The 18,395-nt window shown below is 68.4% G+C and carries 16 protein-coding genes; 7 read left to right on the top strand and 9 right to left on the bottom strand.

Going from position 1 to position 18,395, the window contains the following annotated elements:
* Positions 1–40: 40 nt before the first annotated feature.
* From sucB to OG474_RS33730, 4 genes are all read left to right on the top strand, one after another.
* Positions 41–1,882, top strand: a complete 1,842-nt coding sequence (sucB, locus tag OG474_RS33745) for a 2-oxoglutarate dehydrogenase, E2 component, dihydrolipoamide succinyltransferase (protein WP_405057657.1) — start codon at positions 41–43, stop codon at positions 1,880–1,882.
* Between the two features lie 102 nt (positions 1,883–1,984).
* Positions 1,985–2,875: a TIGR01777 family oxidoreductase gene (locus tag OG474_RS33740; RefSeq protein ID WP_405057656.1), complete on the top strand. Its 891-nt coding sequence runs from the start codon at positions 1,985–1,987 to the stop codon at positions 2,873–2,875.
* A 116-nt stretch (positions 2,876–2,991) separates the two neighbouring features.
* Positions 2,992–4,155: a serine hydrolase domain-containing protein gene (locus tag OG474_RS33735; protein ID WP_405057655.1), complete on the top strand. Its 1,164-nt coding sequence runs from the start codon at positions 2,992–2,994 to the stop codon at positions 4,153–4,155.
* Between the two features lie 78 nt (positions 4,156–4,233).
* Positions 4,234–4,644 carry a hypothetical protein gene (locus tag OG474_RS33730; RefSeq protein ID WP_405057654.1) on the top strand — a complete coding sequence of 137 codons (411 nt, stop codon included), beginning with the start codon at positions 4,234–4,236 and terminating at the stop codon, positions 4,642–4,644.
* Between the two features lie 722 nt (positions 4,645–5,366).
* Here OG474_RS33730 and OG474_RS33725 read toward each other — a convergent pair.
* Both OG474_RS33725 and OG474_RS33720 read right to left on the bottom strand, forming a co-directional pair.
* A complete protein-coding gene (locus OG474_RS33725) occupies positions 5,367–7,022 on the bottom strand; it encodes a DUF222 domain-containing protein (RefSeq protein WP_405057653.1) in 1,656 nt (551 codons plus the stop codon).
* 1,118 nt (positions 7,023–8,140) lie between these two features.
* On the bottom strand, positions 8,141–10,093 hold the full coding sequence (locus OG474_RS33720; RefSeq protein ID WP_405057652.1) for a protein kinase domain-containing protein: 1,953 nt from the start codon (positions 10,091–10,093) through the stop codon (positions 8,141–8,143).
* 9 nt (positions 10,094–10,102) lie between these two features.
* Between OG474_RS33720 and lipB the strand changes: the two genes are divergently transcribed.
* Positions 10,103–10,882: a lipoyl(octanoyl) transferase LipB gene (gene lipB / locus OG474_RS33715; RefSeq protein ID WP_405057651.1), complete on the top strand. Its 780-nt coding sequence runs from the start codon at positions 10,103–10,105 to the stop codon at positions 10,880–10,882.
* Positions 10,883–10,906: 24 nt separating this feature from the next.
* Here lipB and OG474_RS33710 read toward each other — a convergent pair whose 3' ends face one another.
* Both OG474_RS33710 and OG474_RS33705 read right to left on the bottom strand, forming a co-directional pair.
* Positions 10,907–11,122 (bottom strand): helix-turn-helix domain-containing protein, encoded by a 216-nt coding sequence (locus tag OG474_RS33710; protein ID WP_405057650.1) that lies wholly within the window; start codon positions 11,120–11,122, stop codon positions 10,907–10,909.
* Positions 11,122–11,601 (bottom strand): DUF2975 domain-containing protein, encoded by a 480-nt coding sequence (locus tag OG474_RS33705; protein ID WP_405057649.1) that lies wholly within the window; start codon positions 11,599–11,601, stop codon positions 11,122–11,124. Before OG474_RS33705 ends, OG474_RS33710 begins: the two co-directional genes overlap by 1 nt.
* A 142-nt stretch (positions 11,602–11,743) precedes the next feature.
* Here OG474_RS33705 and OG474_RS33700 point away from each other — a divergent pair, with 142 nt between their 5' ends.
* Positions 11,744–13,120, top strand: a complete 1,377-nt coding sequence (locus OG474_RS33700) for a hypothetical protein (RefSeq protein WP_405057648.1) — start codon at positions 11,744–11,746, stop codon at positions 13,118–13,120.
* A 30-nt stretch (positions 13,121–13,150) separates the two neighbouring features.
* Here the strand turns inward: OG474_RS33700 and OG474_RS33695 are convergent, their stop codons facing one another.
* From OG474_RS33695 to OG474_RS33685, 3 genes are all read right to left on the bottom strand, one after another.
* Positions 13,151–14,113, bottom strand: coding sequence for a LysR family transcriptional regulator (locus OG474_RS33695; protein ID WP_405057647.1), 963 nt, complete (start codon positions 14,111–14,113; stop codon positions 13,151–13,153).
* 108 nt (positions 14,114–14,221) lie between these two features.
* Positions 14,222–15,394 carry an ABC transporter permease gene (locus OG474_RS33690; RefSeq protein ID WP_405057646.1) on the bottom strand — a complete coding sequence of 391 codons (1,173 nt, stop codon included), beginning with the start codon at positions 15,392–15,394 and terminating at the stop codon, positions 14,222–14,224.
* Positions 15,391–16,272, bottom strand: coding sequence for an ABC transporter ATP-binding protein (locus OG474_RS33685; protein ID WP_405057645.1), 882 nt, complete (start codon positions 16,270–16,272; stop codon positions 15,391–15,393). Before OG474_RS33685 ends, OG474_RS33690 begins: the two co-directional genes overlap by 4 nt.
* A 234-nt stretch (positions 16,273–16,506) precedes the next feature.
* Between OG474_RS33685 and OG474_RS33680 the strand changes: the two genes are divergently transcribed.
* Positions 16,507–17,379 (top strand): RNA polymerase sigma-70 factor, encoded by an 873-nt coding sequence (locus OG474_RS33680; protein ID WP_405057644.1) that lies wholly within the window; start codon positions 16,507–16,509, stop codon positions 17,377–17,379.
* Positions 17,380–17,426: 47 nt separating this feature from the next.
* Here OG474_RS33680 and OG474_RS33675 read toward each other — a convergent pair whose 3' ends face one another.
* Together OG474_RS33675 and OG474_RS33670 are read right to left on the bottom strand one after the other, a co-directional pair.
* Positions 17,427–17,621: a hypothetical protein gene (locus OG474_RS33675; RefSeq protein ID WP_405057643.1), complete on the bottom strand. Its 195-nt coding sequence runs from the start codon at positions 17,619–17,621 to the stop codon at positions 17,427–17,429.
* Positions 17,618–18,358, bottom strand: a complete 741-nt coding sequence (locus OG474_RS33670) for an SDR family oxidoreductase (protein ID WP_405057642.1) — start codon at positions 18,356–18,358, stop codon at positions 17,618–17,620. The genes OG474_RS33675 and OG474_RS33670 overlap by 4 nt, the downstream gene beginning before the upstream one ends.
* Between the last annotated feature and the right edge of the window lie 37 nt (positions 18,359–18,395).

Raw genomic sequence — 18,395 nt, 5'->3', positions numbered from 1 at the left:
GCTGACACTCGACCGATCAGACGAAGGAGCAACGACCGTCATGCCGACCTCTGTATCCCTGCCGGCCCTCGGGGAGAGCGTCACCGAAGGAACCGTCACCCGCTGGCTCAAGCAGGTCGGTGACACGGTTGCCGTCGACGAGCCCCTGCTGGAGGTCTCGACCGACAAGGTCGACACCGAGATCCCGTCGCCCGTCGCGGGCACCCTCCTCGAGATCAAGGCCGCCGAGGACGAGACCGTCGAGGTCGGCGCCGAACTGGCCGTCATCGGCGACGCCGGCGAATCCACCGGTGGCGACGCCGCTCCGGCGGAGCAGCCTGCCGCAGCTCCGGCCGAGGAGCCTGCCGAGCAGGCTCGCGCTGCCGAGGCGCCCGCCGAACCGGCTCCCGCGCAGGAGGCCCCGGCCGCCGCCGCGCCCGCCGAAACCCCAGCCCCGGCTGCTCAGGCTGAGCCTTCCTCCAACTCGGGCACGTCCGTCACCCTCCCCGCACTGGGCGAGAGCGTGACCGAAGGCACCGTCACCCGCTGGCTGAAGCAGGTCGGCGACGACGTAGCCGTCGACGAGCCGCTGCTCGAGGTCTCGACCGACAAGGTCGACACCGAGATCCCGTCGCCCGTCGCCGGCAAGCTCCTCGAGATCAAGGTCGCCGAGGACGAGACCGTAGAGGTCGGCGCCGAGCTCGCCATCGTCGGCTCCGGCGACGCAGCCCCCGCTCCGGCACCGAAGGCTGAGGCTCCGGCCCCCGCCGCGGCACCGGCTCCCGCGGCTGCTCCGGCACCCGCCGCTGCTCCGGCACCGGCTCCGGCTGCTGCTCCCCCGGCTCAGGCATCGGCCCCGCAGGCTCAGGCGCCCGCCCCGCAGGCGGCTCCGCCCGCGCAGGCACCGGCCCCGCAGGCTCCCGCCGTACAGGCTCCGGCTCCGGCCGCTGCCCCGGCCGCCTCGTCGAACGGGACCTCCACCGAGGGCCCGAACTACGTCACCCCGCTCGTCCGCAAGCTCGCGGCCGAGCACCAGGTCGACCTCAACGCCGTCCAGGGCACCGGCGTCGGTGGCCGGATCCGCAAGCAGGACGTGATCTCCGCCGCTGAGGCCCAGAAGGCCGCCGCCGCGGCACCGGCCGCCGCGCCGGCAGCAGCCGCCCCGGCCGTCAAGGCCGCGTCGATCAGCCCGCTGCGCGGCACGACCGAGAAGATGAGCCGGATCCGCAAGGCGATCGCGGCCCACATGGTCAACAGCCTGAAGGTCTCGGCCCAGCTGACCACGGTCGTCGAGGTCGACGTCACCGAGATCGCCAAGCTCCGGAACGCGAAGAAGGCCGAGTTCGAGGCCCGCGAGGGTACGAAGCTCTCCTTCCTGCCGTTCTTCGCCCTCGCCGCCGTCGACGCGCTCAAGCAGTACCCGAAGCTGAACGCGTCGATCGACGAGGAGAAGGGCGAGATCACCTACCACGCCGCCGAGCACCTGGGCATCGCGGTAGACGTCGAGCGCGGCCTGATGGTCCCGGTCGTCCACAACGCCGGCGACCTGAACATCGCCGGCCTGGCGAAGAAGATCGCCGACCTCGCCGACCGCACCCGCAACAACAAGGTGACGCCGGACGAGATGGCGGGCGGCACCTTCACCATCACCAACACCGGCAGCCGCGGCGCCCTGTTCGACACCCCGATCCTGAACCAGCCGCAGGTCGGCATGCTCGGGACCGGCGCCGTCGTCAAGCGCCCGGTCGTCATCACCCACCCCGAGCTCGGCGAGACCATCGCCATCCGTCAGATGGTCTTCCTCGCGCTCACCTACGACCACCGCCTGGTCGACGGCGCCGACGCGGCCCGCTACCTGACGGCAGTCAAGCAGCGGCTCGAAGAGGCCCAGTTCGACGTCTGATCGACCCGCAGTACTGCGCGACCCGGCGCCGGTTCCGTTCCGACGGACCGGCGCCGGTCCGTTTTTCGACACCGAGCGAACTGTCTGCAAGGAGCGAACTGGATGAAGTACGTGCTGGCCGGTGCCTCCGGCTTCCTCGGCCAGGCCCTGGCCCGTGACCTCAGTGCCGACGACCACGACGTCATCCGCCTGGTACGCCGGACGCCATCCGGCCCCGGCGAACTGCGCTGGGACCCGGCCCGCGGCGAACTGGACCTCGCGGCGATCGCCGACGCCGACGTCCTGATCAACCTGGCCGGTGCGAACATCGGCCGGCCGTGGACCCCGACGTACCGCAAGACCCTCCGCGAAAGCCGCGTCACCACGACCGCCACCCTCGCGAACGCCGCCGCCCAGCTCGAGCGCCGCCCCACCCTGATCACCCAGAGCGGCGTCGGCGGCTACGGCCTCGACTGCGGCAACGAGATCCTCACCGAGGACTCACCCCTCGGCGACGGCTTCCTCGCCGACGTCGTCCGCGTCTGGGAAGGCGCCCTCGAACCAGCCCGCGCCGCCGGCTGCCGCGTCGCCTCCCTCCGCACCGGCGTCGTCCTCGCCCGCAAGGCGCCCGCCTTCCAGCTCCTCACCCTCCCGTTCCGCTTCGGCCTCGGCGGCCGCTTCGGCTCCGGTCAGCAGTACTTCCCGGTCATCGCCCTGGCCGACTGGCTCCGCGCCGCCCGCTTCGTCGCCGACCACGAATCCCTCAGCGGCCCGGTCAACGTCACCATCCCGACCCCGGCCACCAACGCCGAGGTAGCCCAGGCCATCGGCTCCGCACTCCACCGGCCCGCGGTCGTCCCCGTCCCCGGCATCCTCATGCGCCTGGCCCTCGGCGAGTTCGCCTGGGAACTCCTCGGCAGCAACCGCACCCTTCCCACCCGCCTCGAATCCCAGGGCTTCACCTTCAAGTACCCCACCGCCCCCGACGCCGTCACCGCAGCCTTCGCGACCTGATCTTCGCGACCTGGCACTTGCACCGCTCCTCTATTGTACTAGTACTCTAGTTATATAGAGTCGAGGAGCGGGGACCACCCGCGCCCGCCCGGGTTGTCCGACCGAGGGAAGGTCACATGATCAGCCGTCGAAACACGCTCAAAACCAGCGCCGCCGGAATTCTCGCTTTCAGCGCCGGCGGGTTGCTCCCCGCGACCGCCCAGCCGGCCGATGCCAGTCAGCTGACATCCGGTCCGGGGCCCGATGCGGCCGGCTTGCAGAGGATCCTCGACGAGTTCGCCGGCTCGGCCGCATCCGCCGTACTGGCCGAGGTCCACGACGCCGGCCACGTCTGGCGCGGTACCAGTGGTGTCTCCGAGCTGGGATCAGCGAAGCCCGTCGCCCCCAGTGGGCGGTTCCGGGCCGGCAGCATCACCAAGTCGTTCATAGCCACCGTCGTCCTCCAGCTGGCCGGCGAGCGGCGACTGCACCTCGACGACACCATCGAGCGCTGGCTGCCAGGCACCGTTGCCGAAGGCAACCGCATCACTCTGCGCCACCTGCTGCAGCACACCAGCGGCATCGTCAACTACACGAACACCCGCCCGTTCCGCATGCTCTACGGCACCGCCGACCAGGTGGTCGAGCTCCGCGACCGGACCTGGACCCCGTTCGAACTCCTGAACTTCACCGCAGCCGAGCCCCTGCTCTTCGAGCCCGGAACCTCCTGGATGTACTCCAACACCAACTACATCCTCCTCGGCCTGGTGATCCAACGCGCGACCGGCAACCACTACGCCCAAGAGGCCGGGCGCCGCATCCTGCGTCGACTACACCTGCCCGGAACCGAATTCCCCGGCCGCCGCTCGACCATCGCGGGCCCTCACGCTCACGGCTACCTGCCACGCGAGGTAGGCGACCAGATCGAGCCAGTCGACATCACCAGCTTCAACCCGTCAGTCACCGGCGCGTCAGGCGAACTCATCTCCACCACAGCCGACCTCAACCACTTCTACCGCGCCCTACTCACCGGCCGTCTCCTCCGCCCCGCCCAGCAAACCGAACTCCAGCAAATCCGCACCACCGGCCGCCTCTACGACTACGCCCTCGGCCTACAAACCCGACTCGTCAACGGCACCCGCCTCTGGGGCCACGACGGCGACATCTTCGGCTACCAAGCCGCCACCTGGACAACCCAAACCGGCCAAACCCAACTAACCGTCGCCTACACCCCCTGGGGCCAAGCCGACCCCAAGCCCTTCACCGAAGCACTACTAACCACAACCTTCCGCACCCCCTAGAGCACCACCAGGCGCCATCGCCCCCGAGCCCTGCCTCGACAGCTTGGAGCAATCCGGCGAGATGGGACGATTGCCGCGATGAGCTTCGACGAGGCCGAGGTCGGCGAACTTCTGCACCAACGCGGCTGGCGAAAAGTGTTCTCGGTCACCGAGATGGCCGGCGCATGGGACCAGCTTGTGACGACGGTCGAGCATGGCTACGAAGACACGGTCGAGGAGTACTCCAACGACCTCTACTGCCGCAACTGGCTGCACCTGGCCTGGCCGCTGCTCAACGAGCACACAGTCCTGATCTGGACGGCCAGGATCAAGGAGCTGGACGGCCGATTCGTGGCCGCCCCAGTCGATGACGACGGCCACGCCCTAGGACAGTTCCACCGCATTCCGGATCCAGCCATGTGGTGGTGGAGGCGTCATCCCCGCGTACTGGCCGGAGACCTCGGACGCTCCCTCCGAGGAGCCGGCGCAACCGGAATCAATCACCCCTAGGAAGCCGTACCGAGCCCAACCACTACCCCGCTCGGGCCACTGGCACACCCAGAGCCCCAGTAGAACAACGTAAGAGCACACGCCAGAACCGAACCAAACCGTCACGCCCGGGCCACCCGCACCGGCATCGCGCACCTCGCCACCCAGGAACAAGAAGTTCTTCAACCCGACCCCGGATGCCGCATCCCGCAGGCGCAGGTTCCCGTTCACACCGTGCACCGCCAACCAACCCCGCCGGGCGGACGTTCCCGATCACCCTATGAGCGACCACCCGACGCCACCACAGGCCGACCTTCCCCACCACACCACGCGCGACCAACCAACGCCACCACAGGCGGACCTTCCCCACCACACCATGCCCGACCAACCAACGCCGCGGTGGTTGCGGGGCCCGGTCATTGCGCGCGACGAACCGGGCAATGCGGTTACCTGCCGACAATCATCCGGCGCACGGCCAGCCCCGAGACTGTGGCCGCTACCCCAGGATCGGGTGGGCGCAGCTGATCCGGCACAAGGCCAGCCCGCGACCATCACCGCCGTCCCCAGATCATGCAGGCGCGCAACTGATCCAGCACAACACCAGCCCGCGACCATCACCGCTCTCCCCGGAGCATGTGGGCGCATGGCTGATCCGGCGCTGTGGTTGGTGATCCACGAGCGCCGGCTGCCGTTTCGACCCGGGTGGCGGCGGTCGGTGCCGCGAGCCACCAGCAGTCGTCGGCCTACGGTCCGGCTGCTGGGGCGTCGTCGGTGCCCCAGGGGTCGGTGTAGCCGGGTGTCGAGATGAGATAGGCGCGGAAGGCTTCGCGCTCCGCGACGAGCGCGGCGTTGGGCTGCTTACTGGCTGCGGGGAGCCGGGTCGGCTGTCCGTACATCGGGCTGCTCTCGGCCTCGGCCCAACTGAAACGAGTCCCGCTAACCTCGCCCGCGTCGGCACGAGCCCAGCTGACCTCGCCCGCACGAGCCGTAGTGGCATCGCCCTCATCGGCGCGAGCCGTGCTGGCGCGGGCCGTGCTGGCGCTCGCCCAGTCGGCATCAACCCCGCTGTCACAGCCCATGCCCGGACCTGCTCTGCTAGCCCCGGACCCACCGGAACCAGCCCGGTTGGCACTGGCCATTTCGGTGTCGCGGGCAGGGGTGACCCACGCAGCCATGGCAGCAAGGTCCGCAGGGGTGGGTGGTGGTGGGTCTGCCCAGCTCGGCCGACCGACGTGGACGACACCGCCGGTGATGGTGATGGTCCATTGGTTCTTATGGACCGCCCGGTGATGGGCAGAACACACCAAGGCGAGGTTGTGCAGACTGGTGGGTCCTCCGTCGACCCAGTGGATGACGTGGTGGGCATGACACATCCACGGCGGCGCCTTACACACCACGCAACCCTTGTCTCGCTTGTTCAACGCCCGCCGGATGTACCGGTTCACGAACCGTTGTTCGGTGCCGACATCCAGCGGCTGCGAATCCCCACCCAGCACGATCGGAAGGATCGCAGCATCACAGGCGAGCAGCCGGACGGCACCGGCGGACAGGTTCCCGCCGAACACCAACTCACCCGATCCACCGGCCGCACCGTTGAAGGCTTCCGGGACGTTCGCGAGGGCGTTCTTGAGGTCGTCGAAGTCGATCGTGACGGTCAGATGCGGAACGCCGGGGTAGTCGGGGTTGCCTGCCGCAGCATCCGAGATCCCGATCAACGCATCAGCTTGGCGCTGTTCCAGGGTCCGCGGGTCACGTTCACCGTCGACCGTCTTGTGGGGCTTGGCAAGGCTGTGGATCTGGGTCTTGACTTGTTCGCCCATGGCGCCGGGCAGGAACCCGGTGATCTTCACCCCGCCGTCGACGTCTCGTAGCCGTAGTGAGCGTTGCTTGTGGGCTTCGTCTTCGGCGGGTTCGGGGCCGTCGGTGTCGAGGCGGGCGAGGACGTCGCGGCCGAACTTGATGAGTTCGCGGGTGTTGGTGTGCTCGGCTGCCCGGATCATTTGGCGTTCGGCGACGTCCAGGACCTCGACCGGGACCGTGGCGGGTGCTTTCTCCAGCGTGGACACGATGACCTTCGCCTGGTCCGGGTTCAGGGTCGCTGGTTCTGTGGGGTCCTGAGGGTCGGGTAGTGCGTCGGCTACGGCGGAGTATTTGGGGAGGTTCTTGGCGAAGGTGAGGTCTTTGCGGACGTCGGCGGGGACGAGCCGGTAGCGCTGCGAGACGAGTTCGGTGGTGTCGCGGGCGCCGAGTTCTTGGGCGGTGCCCATGTCGTCGAGGCGGCCCATGGTTTGCAGTTTCAGGGTTTCGACCAGGGCGGCGGTGGCCATCAGGGTGTCGAGAGTCGACAGCAGTTCGCTGCCGCTCTGCGTGTACACCGGTGGCATCGCCAAGATCTCCATACCCATAAGCATAGACATGGCCACCGACAGTTTTCGAGCCCAGAACCCCTTATATACAAAGGAAGTGTGGGCTGTTGGTGTGGGCTGGTTGCCTGCTCAACTTGCCCACACCTGGCCGCGGCTAAATCAGGCGGCGCTGGTCGTGTTGGTCGGAAACTTTCGTCAGATGGCGCCGAAGAGTTTCCGACCAGCCGACCACGTCACGTACCTAAGCCGTAGCCCGTCAGCCTCAGGCAACGGGGAGCGCGGTCGCCGGGCTCCCCGTTCGGCTCAGCCATGCGCTCTGCTCGCTGTGCGTTTCCATTGGCTGGTCTTGGTGGTCGGGCGGGGTGCAGACCGAAAGGACTCGGCCGGTGTCGTGGGTTTGTGGTTGCTCGCCGCGTCCGGCCGATCTGAAAGACAGCATCGCTGGTCGCCGCGGTGGCTGGGCCGGATGGCGAGGCCGCGACGGAGGTTCCGGTTGCTTGCGGCTGATGGGCTTTGGTCGCGGTCCGGCAAGGCAGGCCGGTGACCAACTTCCCGTCGCCTGGGCTTCGGGCTGTGGTTACGGTCCTGGAGGGAGGGCCGGTGACCGTGTCCTCCGTTGCCTGGGGTCGACGGGCTTTGGGTGCTGTTCGGGAAAAGAGGCTCGGCAGCTGGACTCACGTTCACCCGCTAGGCATGGGCCGGCGTGGTGCGTTGGTCGGTGATTTTTTCTTCTATAGCGACCAAAAGTTACCGGCTACCGCACATCACACACCTCAGCCGTAGCCCGTCAGCCCCAGGCAACGGGAGCGCGGTCACCGAGCTCGCCATCCCCCTCAGCCATCCGCTCAGCTCGCCGTGCGCTTCAGTCGACCGCCTCCGGCGGCCGGGACGGGGTACAGACCGAAATGGCCTCGGCCGGGGACGTGCGCTGTGGTTGCTCGCCGCGACCGGCCGACCTGAAAGACAACACGGCTGGGCACCGCGGCGGTTGAGCCAGATGGCGAGGCCGGCGGCCAGAGGTGAACGTTGCCTGGGACTGGCTGGCTTTGGTGGCGGTCCGGCAGGAAGGCCAGTGAGCGCGTTTCCGTTGCCGGGATCGACGGGCTTTGGTTGCGGTCCGGCGGGGAGGGCCGGTGACCGGGCTGCGGGTCTCAGGCGGGGGTGATCGTGGCTATGCGCCAGGTGGGGTTGGCGGTCGAGGGGGCCGGGGAGTTGGTGAGGGTGATGAGGCGGGTGGCGGGGGTGCCGGGTGGGAGGGGTGTTCGGGTGCCGGATTTGTCGATTGCTTGGCCGGCGGTGAGGTGGTCTGTGGTGCGGAGGGTGACGGTGGTTGGGGTTTGGCGAAAGATGGTGGTTTTGTCGATCTGGATCTGTAGGCCGTGGATGCGGACGCCTTGGCGGCGGTAGTTGGCGATGAGGGCGCGATCGGACTGCCAGGGTTTGGTGCCGGGGACGTAGATCTTGTCGAGCAAGGTGCCATCGAGAGTCCGGAATGCTTGTGCACGTTGGATATCTAGCCCGTGCAAGGTGCGGACCCATTCGGCCACGCTCCGCTGGGAGCCAGTACCACGAGGCGTCGGCGGACTCACGGGGTCAGTAGGCAGATCCTCGGGACCGGTACGTCTAGGTGTCGGCGGAGCTGTGGCGTCCGCCTGATGCGGGGTTGCTGGGTTAACGGGGCTTGTCCGGCCTGCGGGCGTATCTGCAGGGGTTGGGCCGGACGGGCTTGCTGCACTTGTGGAATGCGGAGTGGTTGGTGGGGCGGGCGTCTGATCGGATGCGGTGACAGCGGGGTCGGAAGGAGCAAGCACAAGGCGAGCTGCGAGCGTCAGTCCTACTAGGACTAAGAGCCCAAGGCCCACTGCTCCCGCCACCCCGTAGCCAGGCCGGCCGACGACCTCGCGCATCCTGCCTGCCAGCGATCCAGCACCTCCGAGGTCTGCCATCCGCAAGCTCGTCAGGAAACGTCCGCGCAAGGTGTGATGTCGGCGCCACGGCCGAGCCGCGCGAAGGCGAACCGGCGCCGACTCCGTCGGCAGCCAGGGATTGGCCGATGCCTCGGGCGGCGTCGTACCTGACCAAGAGGCGTCGACCAGCTCATCCTCAGGCGTAGCAGCCTGATCTCCGGCAGCTGCGGTGGACCAGCTGATGGCGGGCTCTATGTGGGTGGTGCCGATTACGTGGGTGCTGGCGGGGAGGACCACGTGGGTTTTGGTGAGGGGTGTGGGGGCTAGGCGGGATAGGGGGTTGGGGGTGGGAGCGGCGTCGGGGGTTTGGCGGGTGAGTTTGGAGAGCAGGGGGCGTCGGGCGGACTTGGGGCCGTTTGGGAGCGCCTTGGGGGTCACTGGGTCGGACGGTGAGTCGGGGGCGGGTTGGGACAGCGGCGTACGGGTGTCGTCGGGGGGCGGGGCAGTGGTGGAGTGGAGGTCTGGGGGCGGGTCGTCGGGGTCGCCGACGAGGATCGGTTCTGGGGTGGTGAGGGTCAGGAGGCGGGCGGCCAGGTGGTGGAACGGGGTTTCGGTGAAGAGGGCGGGCGTGAAGAGGGTGGCGGGGCCGCCGGCGTGGAGGGCTAGGGCGGCTAGGGCTCGGCGGTCATTGGTGGTTGACGGGGGCTCGGGCGGGGCGCTGTCGACGGGGGTGATGTTCAGGGAGTGCATGGCAGTGTCGGTCAGGATCGGGCGGCCCTCGACGTCGATCAGGACGTTGCCGGCCGTCAGGTGACCGTGGATCAGGCCGCAGCGGTGCAGGTAGTTGATGGCTTCGGCGAGTGGGCTGAGGAGGGTGACGATCTCACCCGGCGGCATACTCCCCCTGCGGCTCAACACCTTGGTCAGGCTGAGAGCGACGACGTACTGACTGAAGACGAGCCATTCGGACGGTGTCTCCCGGACCTCCAGGACGCGGGCGACGTGCGGGTGGTGAATACGTTGCAGAACCATCAGCTCGTCATGGAACTGCTCTTTTCGCTGGATCGCGGTGACAGGGATGCGTTTGAGCACGGCGTTGCGGCCGGTGGCGAGGTCGCGGACCTGCCAGAGCGTGCCGGCCGATCCGGACCCGAGCCTCCGGCGCAGGCTGTAGCCGGCGAGGTCTTCGAGTGCCATGCCAAGAGGATGCACCGATCGCCGCCAGCCCCGCAGAAGTTATCCACAGGCACCCGGCCTACACTCGATGATGTGAGGGCTATCAAGTACGTGGAGGCCGGATTCGGCGCCGAGGCAGTCGACTACCAGACTGCGTGGGCCGAGCAGCGCCGCCTGCACGCGGAGGTTGCCGAGGGCACCGGTTCGGACACCGTCATCCTGCTCGAACACACGCCTGTCTACACCGCCGGCAAGCGGACCGAGCCGCACGAGCGCCCGCTGGACGGGACGCCGGTGGTGGACGTCGACCGCGGCGGCAAGATCACCTGGCACGGCCCGGGGCAGCTCGTCGGCTACCCGATCGTCAAGCTGGCCTCACATGTGTACGTCGTCGACTATGTCCGGCGGCTCGAGGAGGCCCTGATCGCGGTCTGCGCCGAGTTCGGCGTCACGACCGGCCGGGTCAAGGGCCGTAGCGGGGTCTGGGTCGCGGCCGATGAACGCGGTCGCGAGCGGAAGATCGCCGCGATCGGCATCCGCGTCTCGCAGAGCGTCGCGATGCACGGGTTCGCGCTGAACTGTGACAACGACCTCGCCTGGTTCGACCGGATCGTCCCGTGCGGGATCTCCGACGCCGACGTGACCACGCTGTCGAAGGAGCTGGGCCGCGACGTCCCGGTCACCGAGGTGCTCGAGGCGGTCCGACGCCACCTCGATCACTTCCTCGCGTGGGAGCCCTACGAGCGCACCCCGGACATCGCCCACCCCGAGGCACCCACCACCGGCATCACCTACGGCCTCACCGTCTGACCACTCCCCCGGTTCGGGTTGGAGTTAGGCGGGGTCTTCTTCGATCCATTCGAGGAGGTCGCCCGGTTGGCATTCCAGGACGCGGCACATGGCTTCCAGGGTGCTGAAGCGCACTGCTTTGGCGCGGCCGTTCTTCAGTACGGCGATGTTGGCGGGAGTCAGGCCGACTCGTTCGGCGAACTCGCCGACGCTGAGTTTGCGGCGGGCCAGTTCGACGTCGATGCGGACGACGATCGGCATCAGATCACCGCTTCCATGTCGGTGCGCAGAGTGGTGGCGCGCTGCAGGAGCGCGCGCATCACCACCATCAGCAGGCCGAGCACGGTGATCACGACCTCCAGCAGGAGCAGCACCATCGGCAGGCCCGGGTCGTCGGCGTTGATGACGACGTACAGGGCGATGGCGCCGACGACGAGCCAGACGCCGGCGATCGCGCCGATGATGAGGTTGACCCAGAAGGTGGCGGCGGGCGTGAAGATGCGGTCCTTCTTGACCATCGTCAGGAGTTGCCAGGTCGCGACCACGACGACCTGAATGCACAGCACGACGAAGCCGGCCACGAAGGTGGCGGGCCAGCGCAGCGCGGCGTCCGGCGGATTGACCTCGGCCTGGTGCCGGAACTGGCCGGGCAGCGACAGCGTCTGGAACACGACCAGGATCGCGAACAGCACCACCAGGAAGACCCGGAGCGCGGCGACCGCTCGATTCTCACTCAGCATGTATCGAGAATCGCTGGCAATCTATCGATTGTCAATCGGAGCGGGCGAGTGTGCCGTGAAGTGTGCACTGAAAGTAGCCGCCCTCGCGGTGGTTGCGAAGTGTCTGCCGGGCGTGACGCTCAAACGTCGCTACGGTGGAGGTGTGTCCAAATTTCTTGGCTTCTTGCTTGGGGTTGCGGTCGCACTGGCCGGGCCGGCGGTGTTCGGAGTGCTCGGTGCGCCGGGCGGTATTCAGCTGAACACCAAGGAGATGGCGCTCGCCTACGGTGTGGGCGCGCTCGTCTTCTGGGCTGTCGTGTCGTACTTCTCCGGCGCGGGCGCGATCGGCGCGTTCCTTGCCTTCGGCACCCTGGTCTACTGCTGGCTGTGGATCCCGAACCGCACCACGAACTTCCTGAACGACGTGCCCGGGGTGACCACCGGCATGGTCGAGGGGACGAAGCAGTACACGCTGAACGGCGTCGTACCGATCCTGACGGTGATCTCGCTGGTCTACTCGATCCAGCTGATCGTCCGTGGCGTGCAGCGCCGTCGGCGGGCGCGGGTCGACGCGGAGCGTCTGCAGCACGAGCAGGAAGCCGCGCAGGCACAGCAGGAGGCGGCCGCCGCGGCGGTCTACCCGGTTGCCGCAAGCACCTATCCGGCGGAGTCCTACGGCGGTACGGCGTATGCCGCGCCTGCGTACGAGCCGTCGAGCCGGTACGACGACCTGTTCGACGAGGAGCCGGAGCGCCCGCGCAACCAGGCGGATGAGCAGACCGCGCAGTTCCCGGTCGCCGAGCCGGCCCCTGAGCAAACTGCCGCCTTCTCGCCGTTCGCCGACGATGTTGCCCAGGGCAACGACGAGACCGTCCTCGTACCGTCCGACCGCGACGAGACCACGGTCGTAGCCGCAGAGCACGAAGAGCCAACCCCCGATCACTACGCAGCCGAGGAGACCGCCGTAGCTGACGAGGAGACTCGCATGAGCGCGGAGGACGCACCGACAGTAAGCACTCCGGTGGCTACAACTCCGGAGGCAGGCACACCCGTGGTTGCTGCACCAGAGGCTGCCGCGCCGGCGGCTCCAGTACCTGCGGCTGCCACTCCGGTGGCGAGCACGCCTTCACCGGTGGCTGCTGCGCCTGTGGCTCCGGAGCCTGCGGGTGGGGCGACCGAGTCGGCGGATGTCGCGGGTGCTGACGATTCTGATGATGACTGGCCGGAGGCTCCTGCGGGTGGCGGGCCGGTTGGCGGCGGGCAGGCTGCTGCGCCTGCCGCCCAGCCTGCACCTACTGCGCCTGCGCCGCCTGCGCCGCCTGCGCCTTCTAAGGATGAGCCTGGGGCGGGGGCTCAGCGGGGGACGGATGTTGGGTGGCAGGCGGCTGAGGGTTTTGGACAGGGGCCGGTGGGTGGGCCTGAGCGGGTCGGTCAGCAGTATCGGGAGCGGATGGAAGACCCCGAGGACACGGGTGAGTTCCACGTGAGCGCGTTCGAGGGGCCGTTCAACACTCCGGGGATTCGGCCCGCGGGAGCCTGAAGGATCGCGGTGGCGTGAGGCCGGTTCGGCTCACGCCACGTGCATGTGGTGATGCGGCTGGTCGCGGCGCGCGTGTTCGGCCAGGGCCTCGTCGTACGCGGAGGTTGCCATCTGCAGAACGTCCGAGGCCATCTGCGCGCGCGGCGAGTCACTGCTCCACGCCAGCAACAACCGCCGGTGAATCGGGTCCCCGATCAACGGCCGCGTGATCACGTCGCTGGACAGCATCCGGTACGACGTGGGCGAGACCAGCGCGACACCCTGGCCGCTCGTCACGAAGCCCATCAGCACTGAGGTGTCGACCGAGTGGTGCTCGACCTTCGGCTGGAAGCCGGCCTGCTCACAAGCGGCACGGAACAACACGTGGAAGCCGCTGTCGTCCGGCGGCTCACCGATCCACTCTTCCCCGGCCAGCGCCCCCAGGTCGACCTCGTCGCAACCGACCCGAGCCAACGGATGCTCAGCCGACAGTACGACGTACGCCGACTCCGACTCGACCACCGTGCACGCCTCGACCCCGGTCGGGAGCCGCAGCTCGAAGCCCGGGAACTCGCGCAGCAAGGCGAAATCGAGCCGCCCACTCTCCAACTGCTGTAGCAGCACACTCGTCGACCACTCGACCTCGATGCTGACCTGCTCGATCTGACCGTGGTCCCGCAGCCGATGAGCGATCCCCGACATCGGTGCGGTCGGAAAGCCACCGAGCCGTACGGCGCTGGACTCGACCGCCGTCATCGCGGACACCGTGGCCGCGAGGTGGTCGACGTCGACGAGGATCGCGCGCGCCCGGTCCACGGCGTACCGGCCTAGTGAGGTTGGCGTGACGCCGGTGCGGGAGCGCTCGAAGAGCTCACCGCCGAAGGCGGCCTCGATCCGTTTGAGCTGCGCGGTGAGGCTGGGCTGGCTGACCTTGAGCCAACGAGCCGCCCGGCCGACAGACCCTGCCTCGGCAACCAGGACGACCACACGGAGATGGCGCAGCTCCACGTTCATGCGTTGAGACCGTAGTCCAAGTCGATACACAGGACACAGGTACCCAAGATTGCGGTTTCATCACAGCCCGGGCGAAAGTTGTAACGCCCGCCCGGGCCGTGACGATAGTCATCCCGCTTTGAGTGCCAGTGCCTCTCGGTAACCGAGCCGATGGCCGGTCTTGAGCAGCGTCCGTTCGTACAGCCGGGCCCCGAGCCGGATGATCAGCACGGTCGCCACCAGCAGGATCGCGATCGCCACCAGCGGCTCCCAGAGCGGGACGTCCTCGGTCAGCATCCGTCCCGGCATCGACATCGAGGACGCGATCGGTACGAACGACGCGATCGCCCGCGCGTCCGGTCCGGCGAAGACCGCGAAGAAGAACGGGATCATCAGGATCATCTGCCCGGGCAGCGTGGTCGACCCGAGATCCTCCTGGCGGGTGGCCAGCGACCCGGCGACCGCCCACAGCCCGGCGAGCGCCACGAAGCCGAGGACGAAGAACACCACGAACCACCCGGCCACCGGCGCCACGACCGACAGGATGTCCAGCTGATCCGTCGCCGTCAGCCCGATCAGCGAGGCGACCGCGATCACCAGGATCTGACTGAGCGCGAGCACCGTGTTGCCCAGCACCTTGCCCCACAGCAGCGACCGGATCGGCACCGTGGCGGCGAGAATCTCGACGACCCGGCTCTCCTTCTCCTGGACGACGCTCTGCGCGATCATCATGCCGAAGCCGAGCGCGGTCATGTAGAACACCAGCGCCAGCCCGAGGTTCACGAAGTCGGACACGTACCCCGGCAGCGGCCCGGGCTCCAGGACCTTCTCGGTCACCTGGGTACCGGCCCGCAGCTCCTCCGGCGTCAGCTTCACCGTGGCCGCGTTCTTCTCCATCCCGACCTCGGCCACGGCCGCCCGCAGCGCGCCACCGACCCCGGAATCAACCTTCTCCTTGCCGATGACGACGTACCCGCCAGGCCCCGGCAGCAATGCGGCGGTGGCGTCAGTCTTGGTCACCGCCGCCTCCGCGGCGGCCTGATCGGCAACTCGCAGAGGCTCGTACTTGTCGCCGCCCTGCGTCTGCGAAGCCCGCTGTACGACGGCCGCGCCGCCGTCGTCGATCACCGCGATCTTGTCCGAGTCGCCACCGCCCGCGAAGACGGCCGGCAGGATCACGGCAGCCAGCACGATCAGCAGCATCACGGCGGTCGAGCCGAGGAAGGTCTTGTCCCGCAGCTTGGTGCGGACCTCGCGTTCGGCGATCAGCATCCACGGCCGATCAAGGGTCCGGTCGTTCATCGGGTCGCCTCCCGGAAGACGTCGCTCAGGGCCACCCGCTCCGGTCCGAACTCCAGGACCGGTCCGCGGCTGATCGCCTGCTGAAGAATCTGTTGTGCGACGCCGTCGTCCTCGACGTCGAAGAGCGCCGTACCGCCGGCGACATCACGCACCCGGAGACCGGGCAGGTCGCGCAGCCAGCCGGCGTCGCCGTCCATCACCAGCCGGTACGTCGGGGCCTGGCCGGCCGCGAGTTCGGAAACGGGGCCCGCGGCAACGACTTTGCCTCGCGACAGCACCACCAGGTCGTCGCAGAGTCGCTCGACCAGATCGAGTTGGTGGCTGGAGAACAGCACCGGCACCTCCGGCGTGACCTCCTCGCGGAGCAGGTCCACCATCGCGTCCACGGCCAGCGGGTCGAGCCCGCTGAACGGCTCGTCCAGCACGAGCGCGATCGGCTCGTGGATCAGCGCCACCGCGATCTGCACCCGCTGCTGGTTGCCCAGCGAGAGCGTCTCGAGGACGTCGGTCGCCCGCTCGGACAGCCCGAGCCGGCCGAGCAGCTTGTCGGTCCGCTCCGCCGCCCGGTCCGGCGACATCCCGTGCAGCCGGCCGAAGAAGATCAGCTGGTCGCGGATCTTCATCTTCGGGTACAGCCCACGCTCCTCCGGCATGTAGCCGAAGTCCTGGCGTACCTTCTGCGTCAGCAGTTCGCCCTGCCAGCGCACCTCGCCGGCGCTCGCGGCCAGGACGCCGAGGATGATCCGCATCGCCGTCGTCTTCCCGGCTCCGTTGGCCCCGACGAACCCGGTCATCCGCCCTGGGACGACGTCGAACGTCACGTCGTCCAGCGCGAGCTGTTCACCGAACCGCCGAGTGAGTCCAGCCACCCTCAGCATCCGTCACCGTTCCTGTCACCTTGGCCCCCTCAGCCGGACACGCGTCCGGCCGCTCCCGTTCGGGAGTAACCCAAAGTTAGCCACTCCGGACCCCGCCGAACGTCGGCCGCCAGGGTGATCACCGGTGTCATCCGCGCGGTGGAGAGGCGGACGTGGGCTACACCACGGCGCCGCGATGTCACATCCGGCGTGTCCAGATGGTCGGTCCTGGTGACGGCACCACGAAGGAGGATGATGACGACTGTGAGTGACGACCTCGATCAGGCAGCAGCGGTCTTCGGCGAGGTGCGGCCGCGGTTGTTCGGCATCGCCTACCGGATGCTCGGCAGCGCGGCCGAGGCGGAAGACATCGTGCAGGACGTGTGGCTGCGCTGGCAGACCGCCGACCGCAGTGTCGTGCTCAACCCAGCGGCGTACCTGTCGACGGCGACCACGCGACTGGCGATCAACGCGACGCAGTCAGCCCGGGTACGTCGGGAGTCGTACATCGGACCGTGGCTGCCGGAGCCGGTCGACACCAGCGCGGACCCGTACCTCGGTGCGGAACGCGGTGAGGCGCTGGCGTTCGCCGTACTGCTGCTGATGGAGCGCCTGTCCCCCAACGAGCGAGCTGCCTACGTGCTGCGGGAGGCCTTCGACTACCCGTACAGCCAGATCGCCGACATCCTGCAGCTGAACGAACCTGCGGTCCGGCAGCTGGTCAGCCGCGCCCGCAAGCACGTGGACGGCGAGCGGCGGGTCGAGGTGGACGCGGCCGAGCAGCAGCGGCTCCTCACTGCCTTCGTGCATGCCGCCAAGTCCGGAGACCTGGTGGAGCTCGAGGGACTGTTCGCCGCCGACGTGACGAGCGTGTCCGACGGCGACGGCAAGGCCCGGGCGTCGAAGTTCCCGGTGGTCGGCTCGGAGCGGGTGGCGAAGTTCTTCCGCGCGTTCCACGACCGCTTCTGGACCGGTGTGGAGATCGTGTGGACGCAGATGAACGGCGAGCCGGCCGCAGTCCTGACCGTCGACGGTCAGGTCAGCACCATCCTGACGGTCAGCTCCTCCCCCGAGGGCATCTACCAGGTCAACGTCCAGATGAACCCCGACAAGCTGCCCCGCAACTAGAGCGAGGCTCCGGGTGCGCGGCCACGCACCCGGAGCCAGTCCTCGGATCAGTGCCCTGGTTCTTCCAGTGCCTCCACGGCACTCAGAAGACTCCGGAGGCTGGCCTGCTCCATGGCCTCCTCAGCGGGGTCCATCGTCCACTGCTCTACCGGCAACGCCACATCCGGTACGGCGGCCTCCAGCGCACCGAGTTCCGCCGCTGTCTCGGCCTGCAGCTCATGCAGGAAGTCGTCGCCGCTCACTGCTTCTCCCAGTCCGCGTAGTGGATGCGGCCGAGCACTGCCTCGCCGACCGGGACCAGCGCGTCCTCACTGACGATTGAGCCGTAGTACCGCGCCTCCGGGTCGGTCACGACCTCGCGGGGGTCGTTCAGCGCGGCCAGCGCCTTGCGGAAGAACTCGTCCATCCGCTCCTTGTCCGGACCGGCGATCTCGACCCGGGCGTTCAGCGGCTCGCCCACCGCGACCTTGGCGACCTCGTCGGCCACGTCGTCACCGGCGATCGGCTGGAAGTTCACCGGCTGGATCCGGACCACACCGTCGACCACGGAGGTGTCGGCGATCGCCTTCACGAACTCGAAGAACTGGGTCGCGTGGATCAGCGAGAACGGAATGCCGGAAGCCTCGATCAGCTCCTCCTGAGCGATCTTGGCGCGGAAGTAGCCGATCTGCGGCGAGCGCTCGGTACCGACGATCGACAGCGCGACGTGGTGGCCGACACCGGCGGCCTTCTCCGCGGCGAGCACGTTCCCGGTGGCGGTGCGGAAGAAGTCCAGGACGGCCTGGTCCTCGAACGACGGCGAGTTCGACAGGTCGATGACCACCGACGCGCCCTGCATCACCTCGTCCAGGCCCTCGCCGGTGAGCGAGTTGACCCCGGTGTTGGGCGACGCCGCGACCGCTTCGTGCCCGTGCGCCTCCAGGCGCCGTACGACCTTGGATCCGATCAGCCCGGTGCCACCGATCACGACGATCTTCACAACCAGCCTCCTGTCCGCCAGGCGCCCGACCGGCGCC

Origin of the sequence: Kribbella sp. NBC_01505, from assembly GCF_045040285.1 — a bacterium.
Taxonomy (GTDB): domain Bacteria; phylum Actinomycetota; class Actinomycetes; order Propionibacteriales; family Kribbellaceae; genus Kribbella.
Note: the sequence above shows the minus strand (reverse complement) of the source record. Positions and strands in the feature narration are given on the sequence as shown.